This is a genomic window from Primorskyibacter sp. S187A (assembly GCF_049800955.1).
Classification (GTDB): Bacteria; Pseudomonadota; Alphaproteobacteria; order Rhodobacterales; family Rhodobacteraceae; genus JAKVBH01.
The window spans coordinates 186,092-198,839 of the sequence record NZ_JBNAGA010000001.1; the positions used below are offsets into that span (position 1 = coordinate 186,092).

At 62.4% G+C, this 12,748-nt stretch carries 15 protein-coding genes; 4 read left to right on the forward strand and 11 right to left on the reverse strand.

Annotation, left to right across the window (positions count from 1 at the left end):
* Positions 1-47 precede the first annotated feature (47 nt).
* From ACP15S_RS00980 to ACP15S_RS01020, 9 genes are all read right to left on the reverse strand, one after another.
* Positions 48-401 carry a cupin domain-containing protein gene (locus tag ACP15S_RS00980; protein WP_425037601.1) on the reverse strand — a complete coding sequence of 118 codons (354 nt, stop codon included), beginning with the start codon at positions 399-401 and terminating at the stop codon, positions 48-50.
* The gene (locus ACP15S_RS00985; RefSeq protein ID WP_425037602.1) at positions 398-1,126 is read right to left on the reverse strand and encodes an SDR family oxidoreductase; all 729 of its coding nucleotides are present in this window, start codon (positions 1,124-1,126) and stop codon (positions 398-400) included. Before ACP15S_RS00985 ends, ACP15S_RS00980 begins: the two co-directional genes overlap by 4 nt.
* Entirely contained in the window at positions 1,116-1,652 is a 537-nt protein-coding gene (locus tag ACP15S_RS00990) for a hypothetical protein (protein WP_425037604.1), read from the reverse strand. Before ACP15S_RS00990 ends, ACP15S_RS00985 begins: the two co-directional genes overlap by 11 nt.
* A complete protein-coding gene (locus tag ACP15S_RS00995; RefSeq protein ID WP_425039625.1) occupies positions 1,645-3,078 on the reverse strand; it encodes an aldehyde dehydrogenase family protein in 1,434 nt (477 codons plus the stop codon). The genes ACP15S_RS00990 and ACP15S_RS00995 overlap by 8 nt, the downstream gene beginning before the upstream one ends.
* On the reverse strand, positions 3,071-4,663 hold the full coding sequence (locus ACP15S_RS01000) for an ABC transporter ATP-binding protein (protein ID WP_425037606.1): 1,593 nt from the start codon (positions 4,661-4,663) through the stop codon (positions 3,071-3,073). Before ACP15S_RS01000 ends, ACP15S_RS00995 begins: the two co-directional genes overlap by 8 nt.
* Complete coding sequence (locus tag ACP15S_RS01005) at positions 4,660-5,475, reverse strand: ABC transporter permease (RefSeq protein WP_425037608.1); 816 nt, start codon at positions 5,473-5,475, stop codon at positions 4,660-4,662. Before ACP15S_RS01005 ends, ACP15S_RS01000 begins: the two co-directional genes overlap by 4 nt.
* Positions 5,472-6,419, reverse strand: a complete 948-nt coding sequence (locus ACP15S_RS01010) for an ABC transporter permease (RefSeq protein WP_425037610.1) — start codon at positions 6,417-6,419, stop codon at positions 5,472-5,474. Before ACP15S_RS01010 ends, ACP15S_RS01005 begins: the two co-directional genes overlap by 4 nt.
* A gap of 84 nt (positions 6,420-6,503) precedes the next feature.
* Entirely contained in the window at positions 6,504-7,085 is a 582-nt protein-coding gene (locus ACP15S_RS01015) for a hypothetical protein (RefSeq protein ID WP_425037611.1), read from the reverse strand.
* Between the two features lie 70 nt (positions 7,086-7,155).
* Positions 7,156-8,628, reverse strand: coding sequence for an ABC transporter substrate-binding protein (locus ACP15S_RS01020; protein ID WP_425037613.1), 1,473 nt, complete (start codon positions 8,626-8,628; stop codon positions 7,156-7,158).
* A 78-nt stretch (positions 8,629-8,706) separates the two neighbouring features.
* Here ACP15S_RS01020 and ACP15S_RS01025 point away from each other — a divergent pair, with 78 nt between their 5' ends.
* From ACP15S_RS01025 to ACP15S_RS01040, 4 genes are all read left to right on the forward strand, one after another.
* A complete protein-coding gene (locus ACP15S_RS01025; protein WP_425037615.1) occupies positions 8,707-9,177 on the forward strand; it encodes a GNAT family N-acetyltransferase in 471 nt (156 codons plus the stop codon).
* A gap of 81 nt (positions 9,178-9,258) precedes the next feature.
* Positions 9,259-9,789 carry a hypothetical protein gene (locus ACP15S_RS01030; protein WP_425037617.1) on the forward strand — a complete coding sequence of 177 codons (531 nt, stop codon included), beginning with the start codon at positions 9,259-9,261 and terminating at the stop codon, positions 9,787-9,789.
* Positions 9,790-9,801: 12 nt separating this feature from the next.
* Positions 9,802-10,245, forward strand: coding sequence for a hypothetical protein (locus ACP15S_RS01035; protein ID WP_425037619.1), 444 nt, complete (start codon positions 9,802-9,804; stop codon positions 10,243-10,245).
* A gap of 10 nt (positions 10,246-10,255) precedes the next feature.
* The gene (locus ACP15S_RS01040; protein WP_425037621.1) at positions 10,256-10,435 is read left to right on the forward strand and encodes a hypothetical protein; all 180 of its coding nucleotides are present in this window, start codon (positions 10,256-10,258) and stop codon (positions 10,433-10,435) included.
* A gap of 57 nt (positions 10,436-10,492) precedes the next feature.
* Here ACP15S_RS01040 and ACP15S_RS01045 read toward each other — a convergent pair whose 3' ends face one another.
* Both ACP15S_RS01045 and ACP15S_RS01050 read right to left on the reverse strand, forming a co-directional pair.
* Positions 10,493-11,419: an aminotransferase class IV gene (locus ACP15S_RS01045; RefSeq protein WP_425037623.1), complete on the reverse strand. Its 927-nt coding sequence runs from the start codon at positions 11,417-11,419 to the stop codon at positions 10,493-10,495.
* Positions 11,367-12,725 (reverse strand): acetylornithine deacetylase/succinyl-diaminopimelate desuccinylase family protein, encoded by a 1,359-nt coding sequence (locus ACP15S_RS01050; RefSeq protein ID WP_425037625.1) that lies wholly within the window; start codon positions 12,723-12,725, stop codon positions 11,367-11,369. Before ACP15S_RS01050 ends, ACP15S_RS01045 begins: the two co-directional genes overlap by 53 nt.
* Between the last annotated feature and the right edge of the window lie 23 nt (positions 12,726-12,748).

Consider the following 12,748-nt stretch of genomic DNA (forward strand, 5'->3'; position numbering starts at 1 on the left):
ACTCCTGTTTCAGATATGGGCGCGCGCACGCGTGATGCCAAGGGGCGTCAGATGTGGGGCTTGGCGGCGGCGGTGGCGGGATCGCCGGTGTTGGGCTCTCCCTTGGGCTCGATCAGGAGCACCTTGCATTCGGCCTCTGCGCGCGGGCGGTGGGTCACGCCTTTGGGCACGATGAAGAGCTCGCCTGCCCTCACGGGATGGGACGGCGCGCCCTCGATATCCATGACCATCTCGCCCTCCAGCACGAGGAAGAAATCATCGGTTTCTTCATGCAGGTGATAGGGGAATTCCCCGGCAAAGCGCACGACCATGACGTCGTTGTCATTGTACTGCGCCACCACATGAGGATCCCAATGGGTGGTGAATTGCGCGAGTTTCTCCGCCAGATTGACCGTCTTCATACGCAGCGCCCTCCGTCGACTTCCATCGCCACACCGGTGATCATGCTGGCCTCATCCGAGCAGAGGTAGCAGGCGGCGTTGCCCATGTCCTCTGGCGTGGAGAAGCGGCCCAGCGGGATCGTGGAGAGGAATTTGGCGCGGATCTCGGGCGTGTCCTCGCCCATGAAGGAGCTCAGGAGTGGCGTCTCGCCCGCGACGGGGCAGAGCGCGTTGACGCGGATGCCATGGGGCGCAAGCTCGACGGCCATGGCTTTCGTTGCCGTAATCATCCAGCCCTTGGAGGCGTTGTACCAGTTGAGATTGGGGCGCGGGGAGAGGCCTGCGGTGGAGGCCACATTGAGGATCGCGCCCGCGCCTTGGGCCTTCATCGCAGGCACGATCTTGCGCGCGATGAGGTAGACGGATTTGCAATTGACCGCAAAGACCCGGTCGAACTCTTCCTCGCCGACTTCTTCCATCGGCATGGGCAGATGGGTGATCCCTGCGTTGTTCACAACGATGTCGAGAGGGCCTGCGGCGTCGAGCATTTGGTCAACGCTTGCGCCGCTGGCGACGTCTGCTTCAACGGGCGTGCCGGTGATCGCAGCGGCGATCTCCCGGGCGGCGTCGCCGTTGATATCGGCGCAGATCACATGGGCGCCTTCCGCTGCGAACTTCCGCGCGATGCCTGCGCCAAAGCCCGATCCTGCGCCTGTCACAAGTGCACGTTTTCCCTCAAGCCGCATGGTGTTTCTCCTCCATCTTTTTGGTGCGCCACATGGTCCAGAGCGCGACAAGTGCTCCCGCGAGGCCGCCGAAATAACTCAGATCATGCATGAGCCCGGCGCGCACATAGCCCACAGGGTCAGAGAGGCCTTCGGGCAGCTCCATCGTCGTCGCGACATTGTCGTCCACAAAGATCATGCCAAAGGCCAACCCGGCAAGGGCCGCGACCATCGTCACGAAGATGACCGCGCCAATCGCGCCAATGCCAGCAGCAAGGAAGGTCTGAGGGCGGGCAATGGCAAACAAGCCGAACAGAAACGCGGGCAGGCCCACGATCAGGCCCATCCACCAACTGGCCCGCCAGCCCACAAGCGCGGCGCCCCAGCGGTTGTGTTGTTCCGGCGCGATGCCAAATTGCTCGAACTTGAGATCATGGAAATAGCTCGGACCCACCGAGTAGCTGAGTTGATTGTGCCCCGCGCCAAAGAGGCCAGCGGCTAGCATCGAGAGGACGAGCAGCGCAAAGAATGTCGTGAATTTACCCATGGTAGGCCGCCACTGTTTTGAGCGCGGAGAACCCGTAGAGGGCTTCAAACCCTTTCTCGCGGCCATGGCCCGACAGGCCGCGCCCGCCAAAGGGCAGCTCAACTCCGCCGCCTGCGCCGTAATTGTTGAGGAACACCTGACCGGAGCGCAGCGCTTTTGCGAGCCGCATTTGCCGCCCGCCATCGCGGGACCAGACGGAGGCCACGAGGCCGTAGTCGGTGCCGTTCGCGATCTTTAGGGCCTGGGCCTCATTATCGAAGGGGATGAGAACTTGCACCGGGCCAAAGATCTCTGCCTGCGCCAGCGCATGCTCTGGCGGGACATCGGCGAAGAGCGTCGGCGGCGCAAAGAAGCCATCCGAACTGGGTATTTTGGCCTGTGCTGCGATCTGTAAGTCACGCCCTTGGTTGAGAAAACCGGTGACGATCTCCTGTTGGCGCGCGGATATCAGCGGGCCGACATTCAAGTCATCCATCGCAGGGCCAACGCTAAGTGCTGCATACCGCGCGGCCATGGCGGCCTTCACCTCATCGTAAACCCCGCGTTGCACGAGGATGCGGGAGGAGGCTGAGCAGGTTTGGCCCGCATTCTGGATCCCGGCATTCACGAGGAAGGGCAGAGCGGCGTCGATATCCGCGTCGTCAAACACCAGTTGCGGGGATTTTCCGCCGAGCTCCAGCGTCACCGGGACGACGTTTTGCGCCGCGGCCGTCTGGATCAAACGGCCTGTGGCGACGGAGCCTGTGAAGCTCACATGCTGCACGCCTGCATGCCCCGCGAGCGCCGCACCGGCTTCTGCGCCGAGGCCCGGCACGATGTTGAGCGCGCCGGGAGGCAAGCCCGCCTCCTGCGCCAGCCAGCCGAAATAAAGCGCTGTGAGGCAGGCCTCTTCGGCGGGTTTGAGCACACAGGCATTGCCCATGGCCAGCGCCGCCCCGACCGACCGGCCAATAATCTGCATCGGGTAATTCCACGGTACGATATGGCCTGTCACGCCATGCGGTTCACGCAGCGTATAGACGGTGTAGCCATCGAGATAGGGGATCGTCTCGCCGGTGATCTTGTCTGCCGCGCCGCCGTAAAACTCGCAGTAACGCGCGAGCGCCTTGGCATCCGCGCGGGCCTGCGTCAGCGGTTTTCCCACGTCATGGGCTTCGATTATCGCAAGGGTTTCAATATGTTGCTCAACAAGCGTCGCGAGGCGCAGGAGCACACGGCCACGCTCAGCGGCGGGCATACGCCCCCAGTCCCCGCTCAAAGCAGTCCCGGCCGAAATGACGGCCGCGTCGATATCTTCCGCTGTCCCTCGGGCGATTTTGGCAAGGGGCAAAGCTGTGGACGGGTCCACCAAGGGTAAGGTTTCGGCACTGGCGCGCCATGCGCCGCCAATCAGCATGTGACTGGGATCAAATGGAAAATCAGGCAGGGACACGGGGCTTCTCCAGATCTGGCAAGACAGGCGCGGCGGCAATCAACGCGCGGGTGTAGGGATGAGTGGGGGCGCTGAGCACCTGTTCGGTCGGACCGCGTTCTACGATTTGGCCGGCCTGCATCACCATGACTTCATCGGTGATGCCGCGCACGACGGAGAGATCATGGCTGATGAATAGCCAGGCCAACCCACGCGTGCGGCTGAGATCGGCAATAAGATCAAGTACTTGCGCGCGCACCCGGACATCAAGCGCGGAGACCGCCTCGTCAAAGACGATCAATTCAGGATCGTTGATCAGCGCGCGGGCAATGGCAATCCGCTGCCGCTGGCCGCCCGAAAACGTGTGAATATAGCGCTCCGCATCGCTGGCTTGCAGGCCGACATCCGTCAGCGCGCGCGCGATTTTCTCCGCTTTCTCACAGCCTTGTGGAGGGTCGGGCAGTAAGTGAAACGGCTCGGTCAGGATGCGGCTCACCCGGTGGCGCGGGTTGAACGAGCCATAGGGATCCTGAAACACGACCTGCAATTTCGCGCGTGCGGTGCCCGGCATGCCGGGGCCAACGGAATGGCCGAAGGCGGTGATCTTGCCCTCCTGCAAGGGTTCAAGACCCAGAATTGCGCGGGTCAGGGTGGATTTGCCACAGCCGGATTCTCCAACCAAACCAAGGCGTTGGCCGGATTGTATGGTAAAGGAGACATCTTGCACGGCGGTAAAGCTCTCGCGCGGGGCAAGGAGTGTCTTGCGGGGAAGCGGATAGCGCCGCGTCGCATGGCTCACGGTGAGAATATCGTTCCCAACCAATGGCTTGGGGAGATCAGGGCGATGGGCCGACGCGGCAAACAGCGCGCGGGTGTAATCATGTTGCATGGCGGCAAAGAGTGCGCCCGTCGGGCCTTGCTCGACGATCACACCGTGATGCATGACGGCAATCCGGTCGGCCATATCCGCGACGACGGCGAGGTCATGGGTGATCATCATCAAGCCCATACCTTCGGATTTCACAAGCGATTTCAATAGCTTGAGAATTTCCGCTTGCGTGGTCACATCGAGGGCGGTCGTGGGCTCATCAGCAATCAAAAGCGCGGGCCGTAACGCCAAGGCCATGGCAATCGCCACCCTTTGACGCTGCCCGCCCGAAAGCTCAAACGGATACCGCCCCAGCGGGATCTCGGAAAGTTCAACCTGATCAAGGACTTCGCGGGCGCGGACCTCTGCCTCGCCGCGGCTCATCTCGGTATGGATCAGGCAGGCCTCCATGATCTGCGCGCCGATGCTCTGCACGGGATTGAGCGCGGTCATCGGCTCCTGAAAGATCATCGAGACGGTGTTGCCCCGCAGTTTGCGCATCTCCGCCTCGGGGGCATTTGTACGATTCACCCCTTGAATCGTACAAATGCCTGTTTGTTCTGCCCCTTGTGGTAACAATTGCATAACGCACAAGGCGGTCATGGACTTGCCCGAGCCCGACTCACCGGTGAGCGCCACGATCTCGCCCGGCGCGATCTCCAGCGAGATGTCCCGCAGGATCGGCGCGCCTCCGATGGAGAGGGAAAACTGCTCGAAGGCCAGCAAGCTCATGTCCGCACCTTTTGCAATCGCGGGTCGAGCCGGTCGCGCAGACCATCGCCGAGGAGGTTGAGGCCCAACACGGTCAGCACGATTGCGAGCCCCGGCACCAGCGCCATGTGCGGCGCAATCGCGGTGAGAGTTTGCGCGTCGGCCAGCATGCGGCCCCAGCTCGGTTGCGGCGGCTGCGCACCGAGACCCACGTAGCTCAGAGCGGCTTCCGCCAGGATGCCCAGCGAGAACTGGATCGTGCCCTGCACGATGAGCAGATTGGCGATATTGGGCAGGATATGTTCGGCGGAGATGCGGGCGCGGCCCTTGCCTGCGACACGCGCGGCGAGGATGAATTCCCGCTGCCAGAGCGGCAGGGCGCCTGCGCGGGCGACGCGGGCGAAGACGGGGATGTTGAAGATACCGATCGCGATGATGGCATTGACCGCACCGGGGCCGAAGACGGCGGTGATCAGGATCGCGATGACAAGCGAGGGGAAGGCAAAGACCAGATCATTGCCCCGCATGATCACCTCATCGAGCCAGCCACCGGCGCGCGCCGCCGCCGCCAGCCCCAGCGGCACGCCCAGACCCATGCCAATCCCCACGGCGACCAGCGCGACGGCCAGCGAGGTCTGCGCGCCGACCATGATCATCGAGAGCATATCGCGGCCGAAGTGGTCGGTGCCCAGCAGATGGGTCGCGTTGGGGGGCTGAAGCTTCTCGGGGATGTTCATCGCCGCGTGGTCAAAGGGCGTCCAGACGAAGGAGGTCAGCGCCAGCGCGAGACAGGCAAGCGACAGGATCAGACCGAGGAGAAAGCCGGGTTTCATGCGCGCGCCCTCAGTCTTGGATCGACCCAGGCATAGGCCAGATCGACGAGGAAGTTCACCATGATCACGGCGAAGACCAGGAGCATCACCACGCTTTCGACCACGATGAGATCGCGCGCGGAGATGGCCTGGAAGACGAGGCGGCCGAGGCCGGGGAGGTAGAAGACCTGTTCGATGATGATCGCGCCTGCGAGCAGGAAGGAAAACTGCAGCCCTATGATCGTGAGCACCGGGATGAGCGCATTGCGCAGCGCGTGGCGGCGGAGCGCTTGGGGCCGCGTGAGGCCCTTTGCGCGGGCCGTGCGGATGTAATCCTCGCCCAGCGTGTCGATCAGCGCCGAGCGCATGACGCGGGCGAGGATCGCCGCTTGCGGCAGCGCCAGCGCTACGGCGGGGAGCGTGAGCGCGCGCATGTTGACCCAAAAGCCCTTCTCCCAGCCGGGAAAACCGCCTGCGGGAAAGATGCGCCATGTGATCGCAAAGAGCAGCACCAGCAGCATGGCAAACCAGAAATTCGGGATCGCCACGCCCAGCTGTGTGGCCCCCATCACCGCCATGTCACCCGCCGCGCCGCGGCGCGAGGCCGCGTAAAGGCCCACCGGGACGGCGATGGCTGTCGACAACGCCAGCGCGTAGAGCGCCAGCGGCAGCGAGACCGCGAGCCGGTCCGCGATCATCTGGGAGACGGGCGTGCGGTAGGTATAGGACGTGCCGAAATCGCCCGTCAGCATGCCGCCCACCCAATCGAGATAGCGCAGGACTTTGGGCTGATCGAGGCCCAGCTCGGCGCGCAGGGCGGCGACTGTATCGGGCTGCGCATTGATCCCCAGCATGAACGACGCCGGATCACCCGGGGCCACTTCGACCACGAGGAAGATCACCGCCGAGGCGACGAGGAGGCTCACGACGAGCGAGAAGAAGCGGCGCAGCGCGTAGAGGGCCATGGGGGGAGGTTAACGGGGTGCGCCTGCGAGGGAAATGGGATTTCGTTACCGGGTCGCGCTGAGGCTCCGGCCATGGGGGCGGGCTTACCTGTTGGGCAGTTTCGGCATGTGGGTCACATCCAACAGGACTGACACTCCGCCTGCGGAGAATTCTTTGGGAACATGTTTGAGATTTTGCGTCTCGGGGCCTTTTTGATACCGGCCAAAGATATCGAAATGCGTTTGTTCGCAAGGATCATAGAACCCGGAATAATCGCAGCCCTGAGCGAGCGTGACGCAACCAAGGCTGCCGTCGTTCACAGGGCTTACGATGATCCAGCGCAGTTTGAGGAAATCCCTCGGGCCCATCTCACGCTCAAACGTTCCGTCTTCCAGTGCGGCGCGCCATGCGCTTTCAGGCATTTCCGGGTTGAACTGCGCCATGGCCAGCGCAAGTTCCGCATCGTCCAGATGCCAGATGACAATGTGCCGTTCGTTCTGGATGAGGATGTGTGCCTCGCCCTTGGGCCATCCTTCCAGGGAGACGCGGACGACATTCCCGTGCGACGCAGTCTGGATATCAGCGCTTGGTGCGAGAGATGCCACAGCAAAGTAGAGACCTGCGGCGATGCAAAAAGCCAGCCAGAGTGCGGTGATGCGGAAAAGAAGCGGGATCTTTCGGGTCATGTCATGGCCGCGCAAGGGAAGGCGCGACCGTTTGGGGCCGCGCCTTGTGTTCAGGTGACAACGTCCTGACTTACTCCGACCAGCTGACGCCTGTCAGGTCGGTGGCCTGCGTCGGTGCGTCTTTCCACAGGCCCTCGATCCCCGCTTTTGCGACGACCGGATTGGCCAGCTGGAAGAGATAGCCGTTGACCGCTTCATCCGCGATCATGCGCTGGGCGTCTTGTACGATATTCGTGCGCATGGCGGGATCTGTGGTCTCGTTGAGCTTGGTCATCAGGTCCTGAAACGCCGCGCTGTCATACTGGAAGTAATAGTCCGGGCGGGCATAGATGCCGATGTCAAAGGGCTCGGTGTGGCTGACGATGGTCAGGCCGAAATCCTTGCCCCTGAACACGGTCTCGAGCCATTGCGCCCATTCGACATTGATGATCTCCGCCTTGATGCCGACTTGTGCCAGCTGGGCCGCGATGATCTCGCCGCCGCGCCGCGCGTAAGAAGGGGGCGGCAGGTGCAGGGTTGTCTCGAACCCCTCGGCCAGACCCGCCTCGGCCAGCAGCGCTTTGGCTTTCTCGGGGTCATAGGCGGATTGGCCTGTGAGATCCACGTAAGCCGGGTTGTGCGGCGCAAAATGCGTGCCGATGGGTGTGCCCAGACCAAACATCGCGCCGTCGATGATCGCCTGACGGTCAATGGCATGGGACACCGCCCGGCGCACAAGCACATTGTCAAAGGGCGGCATCTTGTTGTTGGTCGACAGGATCGTCTCACCCTCGGTCGAGCCAATCAGCACCTGAAAGCGCGGATCGGCCTCAAACTGCGGGATGTTCTCCGGCGCGGGGAAGTTCATGAAGGCGTCGATATCCTCGGCCATCATCGCGGCAAAGGCGGCGGTGGGATCGGAGATGAATTTGAACGTGGCCGAGGCCAGCGCGGGCGCCTCGCCCCAGTAATTCTCGTTGCGGGCAAGTTCGACCCGGTCGCCCTGCACCCATTGGCTGAAGGTGAAGGCGCCGGTGCCGATGGGTTGCTGCTTGATCCCCTCGATGCTCTCGGGCGCCACGATCACGGCATCGCCCCAGGCCAGATTGAAGAGCAGATTGCCGTTGGGCGCATCCAGCGTGAGCTGGACCGTCATCGGGTCCATGACAGTGACATCGGTGATCCCGGCATAAAGCGCTTTCTGGGCGTTCTGGCTGTCCTCGGCGCGGATGCGGTCGAGGGTGAACTTGACGTCCTCGGCATCGAAACTCGTGCCGTCATGGAAGCTCACGCCGGAGCGCAGCTTGAACGTATAGGTCAGACCATCCGCGCTGATCTCCCAGCTCTCGGCCAGACCGGGCACGACGGAGCCATCGGCCATGAAGCGGGTGAGCCCCTCGAAGACATTGGAATAGAGCACGCTGTCGATGGCGCCAGCGGCGGCGGAGGTCGGGTCCATATGCGGCGGCTCGAGCTGCATGGCGACAATGATGCTGTCTTTCGCCTGTGCTGTGGCGGCGATCAGAGTGAGCGCCGTGGTGGCGAGGAGGGTGCGAAGTGTCATGGGTTTCTCCCGTTTGGCTTTTGCCAGTCTTTCGATAAACAAGGGCGGGATCAAGAGGCGGTGATGTAGGGCATTGGTATGACGTCGGGGCTTACGATACGACAGGCAGGCGCAGAAGATATGGCCGAGGTGGCGCGGTTGATGCAGGCCTACAAGGTCTCTCTGGGTCTCGGGATTTTCGACAATCCGGGCCAGAAAGCAGACGAGGTTTTGCCAGGGCCCTATGCGGATCGTGGCGCAGGCATCCTGCTGGCGGCGCAAGACGGGCGCGCGCTTGGTGTCGTTGCGTTCAAGGGGATTGCGCCGGGCGTCTCGGAGATGAAACGCATGTATGTCGCGCCGGAAGGCCGGGGACTGGGAGCGGGCCGGGCGTTGGCGCTGGCGGTCATGCAAGCGGCGCGGGAAGCGGGGCACACGCGCATGGTGCTCGATACTTTGGCCAGTCTGACAGTGGCACGTTCGCTTTATGAGAGCCTCGGATTTGCGTTGATCCCAAGATACAATGACAACCCCGTTGAGGGCGTCGTCTTCTATGGGTGCGATCTGTAGGATTTTGACGGGCGCTGTGCCGCATGGTCGCTCTGTCTTTGGCGCGCTAGCCCTTTGGCGGGTGCCACAAGGACCAAATCCATGAGACGACTATTCCTCCGTTTGAGCGCATTGATCGCTTTGCCGCTCATGCTTCTGGCCTGTGCCCCGCCGACCCAGACAGATGCCGGGCCGGAATTTGCCTTTGCGCAAGATGCAGCGGCCATGCGCGCCCAATTGGCCGGGCGTACGGCAAAATTCGATGGGCCGGGGCATGGCACGCAAATTGAGTATTTCGCGCCGGGCGGCAGGGCGTTTTTATGGTATCCCGGCAATGCAACAGCAGTGCCCAGCCTTTGGAAGACACAAGCTGGACGGCGAAGCGCGGAGATTTGTTTCAAATACCCCAGCCGCTCCTACAATCCGGTCACCGATGAATTTGGCGGGCGCTGGGAATGTCGGCCCAGCGCGGTCTTTGGCGCGCGCATGACCGCCCTAATCGAAGGCGATGAGTTCAACCTCAGCTCGGGGCAATTGCCAAAGCGCTTGCCGCGAGGCGCGATCCTGACTTTGCAGCAGGTGGAACAGGTCATCGGGCGGTCCTTGCGGGGCAACGTGGTCTATCAACGCTAAAGGAGCTGGTTCATGAGATGTCCTGCTCACATATCCCGCGCATTGGTTGTGAGTTCTTTGGTTTGGCTGATGGGCTGTACCGGGCCCCATGGCCCTTATGGTGCCAGCAAAGTGCCTGCGTCGTCAGAGGCCATGACCGAGGCGCGTCGCGTCGTGGACATTTGCGCACGCACGGCGCCCAATGACAGAGCGACGCTGGCCGCGCTCAGGGCATCGGGCTTTGAAAAAACGACGAAGCCCAAAACCTCGGCCTCTGACAAGACGATTTCCAGCCTGCGGACGTTTGCGTTCTACACAAAGGAAGATCTCGGTGTGACGGTTTTGATCCGCGCGTCGGGGGAGAGGCGCAAGAGCTTTCTCTGTTCCTTGTCCGTGGACAGCATGACGATCGAACAAGGGCGGCAATTGGCGGAGGTGTGGCGCGCGCTTTGGCGCGACGGATCAGCCGCTCTATAAAGACTTTGGCTTGAAGAACGATGTGCTGGATTGGCAGAGCCTGAGTGACACGGTCTACACGCGTATCGGGCTCATGGCCTCTGGCATGCGGCTCAAGGGGCCCGGGGCCGTGGTGGTGCTCAGGTATAAAACCAAATTGCCTGGGGAGCCCGTCCCGCAAGGCCAATTCGCCATCACGGGTCTGCGCTGATCTGCGGCACGCGGGCGATATCTTCTGGGGCGGTGATCCCTTTCTGACCAGCAGGTTTCATGCCTCTGCGCCGGTATTGGCCTGCACGAGCGCTTTGTAGAGCGCGCGGATGCGTTCGGTCATGGGCCGGTTGCCGTCGCCGATGGGTTTGCCATCGATCTCGGCCACGGGTGTTTGCGCGCCGAACGTGCCTGTCAAAAAAGCCTCGTCCGCGCCATAGGCCTCATAAAGCGAGTAGTTCTTCTCAAAGACCGGAATGTCATTGGCCCGGCACAGGTCGATGACATTCTGCCGCGTGACCCCGTTCATGCAGTAATCCCCCGTGGAGGTCCAAACCTCGCCGCGACGGACAATGAAGAAATTGCAGGCATTGGTCGTGTTCACGAAGCCATGGGGATCCAGCATCAGCGCTTCATCGGCCCCGGCCTGTTCCGCCTGCAGGCAGGCGATGACGCAATTGAGCTTGGAATGTGAGTTGTACTTGGCGTCCTGGCTCATGGGCAGGCCGCGCACCTGGGGGACGGTGGCCAGGCGAATGCCCTGCGCTTGCAAGCTGGTGGCGGGTTTTGAATGCTCGACAATGGCCACAATCGTCGGGCCGGAGCGGCTCAGGGCGGGATGCTGGAAGGGTTTGGCCTTGCGCCCGCGCGTGATCATCAACCGGCAATGGGCGTCGCTTGTCATCCCGTTGGCGGCGGCTGTCTGATCGAGGATCGTGCGGATGTCGTCCGGGCCCATGCCGATCTCAAGCGAGACGGATTTCAGGGAGTTGAAGAGCCTGTCCATATGCTCGTCAAAGAAGGCCCATGTCCCGTTGTATAGCCGCATGCCCTCCCACATCCCGTCGCCCAGCATGAAGCCGGAATCGTAGACGGAGACCTTGGCCTCATCCTTATGGACCAGTTCGCCATTGACCCAGATGAGGATATCCTCATTGCGGGCGTCTTCTTCGGCGTCGTGGGTGGATTTGCTCTCGAATATCATGCTGTGTGCGTCTCCTGAGTCCTGCAACGAGCAAGCGGTGCAGGCTCAATGCCATGACCTGCGCGCTCTCAACCATGTCCTGCACGCCGATCCATTCGTCGGGTTTATGGGCAAGCTCCAAAACGCCCGGCCCGTACGCGATGCAGTTTTTCAACCGGCCAATGCGGTCGATATGCTTTTGATCATAGGTGCCCGGGCTGGCGACGTAGGCGGGGGCTGTGCCAAAGACATCGGCAATGGCGGCATGCACCGTTTCGACAATGGGCGCGCCCTTGTCTGTCATGGAGGGGGCCACGTGGTTGATCTCTTCAAGGGTATAGTCGAACCGGGGGCGCTCCGCCTTGAGCCCGTCGAGCAGCCCGCGCACTTCGCCCGCGACGCTCTCATAGCTCTCCTCAGGCAGGTACCGCCTGTCAATCACGATGCGGCAGCTGTCAGGGACGCAATGGGCGGGCAGGCCGGTGTAATCCTCCGATTGCTCCGCCTGTCCGCCGTGGACCGAATTGATGTTCATCGTGGATTGTCGCGCGCCTTCAGGCACGACGGGCATCTCCGTGTGCCGCGCGGCCATGGCAGGAAAGAGCTCCGCCTCAAACCGCTCCAGAACAGCCCCCATATGCCGGACCGCGCAATCGCCCAGAAAGGGCATCGAGCCATGGGCGATCTCACCCTTGGTCTCGATCTCGGCCCACCAGCCGCCGCGATGACCCAGACAGATGCGATCCTTGCCCAGCGGTTCGGGGATAATGACATGCTGCACGCGGGCGGGATCAAAAAAGCCCTTCTCCGCCAGATAGGCCACGCCGCCATAGCCGCCTGATTCCTCATCCGCCGTGCCGGAAATCTCAATAGCGCCGCAAAAATCAGGGCAGCACGCGATGAAGGCTTCTGCGGCGACAATGGACGCCGCGAGCCCGCCCTTCATGTCACACGCGCCGCGGCCGTAGATCTTGCCATCCTCCAGCGCACCCCCAAAGGGATCGCGGGTCCAGCCGTGGCCCACTTCGACGACGTCGGTGTGCGAGTTGAAATGCACGCAATCTCCCGCGCGCGCGCCCTCTCGCCGGGCCATGAGGTTCCAGCGCGGGTATCTGTCGCTGTCGCCCGGTGCCCCTTCGGCGCGGATCCATGTGGTCTCGAAGCCGGACGCGCTCAGCCGCTGGTCGAGGTAGTCGCAGATTGCATCGTAGTTCTCGCCCGGCGGGTTCAGCGTCGGGATACGGATCAGGTCCTGCGCGAGCGCAATGAGGTCTTGCTCGCGCGCGATGATCTCGGCCTTTAGCCTTTCTGCGATGTCCTGTGCCATGAGCGGAGAGTTGCGCCGGATCA

Bases quoted from the DNA above. Each gene is read 5' to 3' on its own strand.
- ACP15S_RS00980 (WP_425037601.1), bottom strand. From the start codon at position 401: ATGAAGACGGTCAATCTGGCGGAGAAACTCGCGCAATTCACCACCCAT.
- ACP15S_RS00985 (WP_425037602.1), bottom strand. From the start codon at position 1,126: ATGCGGCTTGAGGGAAAACGTGCACTTGTGACAGGCGCAGGATCGGGC.
- ACP15S_RS00990 (WP_425037604.1), bottom strand. From the start codon at position 1,652: ATGGGTAAATTCACGACATTCTTTGCGCTGCTCGTCCTCTCGATGCTA.
- ACP15S_RS01000 (WP_425037606.1), bottom strand. From the start codon at position 4,663: ATGAGCTTGCTGGCCTTCGAGCAGTTTTCCCTCTCCATCGGAGGCGCG.
- ACP15S_RS01005 (WP_425037608.1), bottom strand. From the start codon at position 5,475: ATGAAACCCGGCTTTCTCCTCGGTCTGATCCTGTCGCTTGCCTGTCTC.
- ACP15S_RS01010 (WP_425037610.1), bottom strand. From the start codon at position 6,419: ATGGCCCTCTACGCGCTGCGCCGCTTCTTCTCGCTCGTCGTGAGCCTC.
- ACP15S_RS01015 (WP_425037611.1), bottom strand. From the start codon at position 7,085: ATGACCCGAAAGATCCCGCTTCTTTTCCGCATCACCGCACTCTGGCTG.
- ACP15S_RS01020 (WP_425037613.1), bottom strand. From the start codon at position 8,628: ATGACACTTCGCACCCTCCTCGCCACCACGGCGCTCACTCTGATCGCC.
- ACP15S_RS01025 (WP_425037615.1), top strand. From the start codon at position 8,707: ATGACGTCGGGGCTTACGATACGACAGGCAGGCGCAGAAGATATGGCC.
- ACP15S_RS01030 (WP_425037617.1), top strand. From the start codon at position 9,259: ATGAGACGACTATTCCTCCGTTTGAGCGCATTGATCGCTTTGCCGCTC.
- ACP15S_RS01035 (WP_425037619.1), top strand. From the start codon at position 9,802: ATGAGATGTCCTGCTCACATATCCCGCGCATTGGTTGTGAGTTCTTTG.
- ACP15S_RS01045 (WP_425037623.1), bottom strand. From the start codon at position 11,419: ATGATATTCGAGAGCAAATCCACCCACGACGCCGAAGAAGACGCCCGC.
- ACP15S_RS01050 (WP_425037625.1), bottom strand. From the start codon at position 12,725: ATGGCACAGGACATCGCAGAAAGGCTAAAGGCCGAGATCATCGCGCGC.